A 1,539-nucleotide genomic window follows, 5' to 3' on the forward strand; every position below is an offset into this window, starting at 1 on the left:
CGAAAATCCGGCCGTTTTCCGGCGCGGCATAAAATGGCATCGTGATGGAGGCGCGTGCCGATATAGAGAATGATAGCGCTCCCATCCGGCGGGCCTAATGGAAGAACGGCACCAGTGAACCAACTCCAGAGGGCGTCCCGACGCTCTTTGCTCCGGACGAGCACATCATCTTCCAAATCATCTAAAATTATGAGGTCGGGCCGATTGCCTTTCCAGTTTGCGCCACGGAGTTTTTTGCCTGCGCCGTAAGCCCGGCAATGCCAGCCAGCCACCGTGGTGATTTGGCGTTGCCGCCAACGATCTCCCGGTGTGCATTCTGTTGGAAAATCGGCCTGTAATCGTATGTTTTCTTCGAGTTCCGCCTTGATAACAGCCAATGATTGCTCGGCTTCTTCTGATGCGGCCTGGATAATACTGGTGTTGCGGGTATCGCCGCGAATGCGCTTCCAGAGCGGATACAGCCGGGCCAAATAGGTTGTTTTGGCATTGCCTCGGGGGGCGGCGATGTCGTGTCGCGCTCCCGGTCCCCACTGCGGGGCCTGTTCGAAAATCCATTCATGAAACGCGCTCGATTCGCCCTTACAGTGATGCGGAAAGTAGGTTTCGCAGAAAAAACGGAAATCGGCTTTGGCATGGGCGATGCGTTCTTCCCGGCCCTCTTCTTCCAGAGCCACCATGTTGGCCAGCTCGGCTTTGAGGGCGGCCAGCTCATTCTGCAACGCTTTGGAATTGAGCTTCATGCATCACGCCCGTAGTGCTTGCGGATGTGATCACAAATGGCATCCATGTGTTCGATAACAAATTCCACGACATCGAGGCGAGTTGCTTCTTTGGCCATGGTGGCCAGGGTACGAAGAACCGTGGCGGCGATATCGTGAATTTGAGCACCTGGTTCCGTGGATCGGCCGGCGGCAACAAGTTTGTGGTAGCCATTGGCGTAGCGTTCCAGGCGCTTCAGACGCTTATCCGGATCGGGTTCGGCTTTGAGCTGTTGCAGTTCCTGCTCAAAACATTCGATCAGTGCCGCAAGAAACGCTTGATTTTTGCCTTCAATATGCTCTTCACCAAGCATGGATTCCAAGCGTAGCTGTTCCCAATCGCAATGGTGCTTTTTGAGGTCGACATTCTTGTGATAGTGAATGGTGCGCACGTCGAGCTGAAACAACGATGCAATTTCTTCTACGGGCATGCCTTGCACGTAGTATTCTCGCATCTGCTTGCGCTTGGCCGTGTAGTCCTTGCCTTTGCGTTTGGGATTTTGCATGGTGTGGAACCTACCTGATAAATCCCCTCATCTCTTGTCACACACCTTAGTCAACCCCTTGATTTTGTGTGTTTATCCCTCTCGTGCATGATGCATTCAACAACGCGAATTCACGCGAGGAGAATGCGTCATGCTACTGAGCAGAGAAGATATTGAACATCTTGTGCGGCCGGGGGCGGGACTGACCGGTGTGCCGGTGCAGCTTATGGCCGCCATGGCCGTGGTGGAGTCCGGCGGGCATGTCTACGCCTACAATCCGGAGCCGCGCTATCGTT

General features: G+C 54.4%; 1 protein-coding gene and 1 pseudogene. Both read right to left on the reverse strand.

The window, feature by feature from the left end; all coding sequences use genetic code 11:
• Positions 1-740: pseudogene (locus tag G451_RS0120305) on the reverse strand (phage terminase large subunit); the annotation flags it as partial.
• Entirely contained in the window at positions 737-1,264 is a 528-nt protein-coding gene (locus tag G451_RS0120310) for a DUF1804 family protein (RefSeq protein ID WP_027185683.1), read from the reverse strand. The pseudogene G451_RS0120305 and the gene G451_RS0120310, both read right to left, overlap by 4 nt.
• Between the last annotated feature and the right edge of the window lie 275 nt (positions 1,265-1,539).

Origin of the sequence: Desulfovibrio inopinatus DSM 10711, assembly GCF_000429305.1 — a bacterium.
Classification (GTDB): Bacteria; Desulfobacterota; Desulfovibrionia; order Desulfovibrionales; family Desulfovibrionaceae; genus Alteridesulfovibrio; species Alteridesulfovibrio inopinatus.